We start from the raw sequence: 230 nt of genomic DNA on the forward strand, positions 1-230 counted from the left end.
GATTCAGTCATATAAGGTTGAATGCGTGTATTATTTTCTCCGAGCTTTTCTTTCGTATAGTACTGTGTCAAAAATTCTTTTACAGTATCCGATGACAAAATACTGGCTTTATCTTCTGCTTGTTTATCTTCCACAAGTTTAGCTGCAGCCAATTCAATCTCTTTGCGACTTTGTTTAGCAGTAGAATGTTGACCAGCAGTATATCCCATCATGAGAATAAAGCTAGTTGC

1 pseudogene is annotated in these 230 nt (G+C 36.5%); it reads right to left on the reverse strand.

Annotation, left to right across the window (positions count from 1 at the left end):
- Window positions 1–230, reverse strand: a pseudogene (locus HMPREF2837_RS09465) (peptidylprolyl isomerase); the annotation flags it as partial.

This window comes from Streptococcus sp. HMSC071D03, assembly GCF_001812125.1.
In the GTDB taxonomy this organism is placed as follows: domain Bacteria; phylum Bacillota; class Bacilli; order Lactobacillales; family Streptococcaceae; genus Streptococcus; species Streptococcus pseudopneumoniae_N.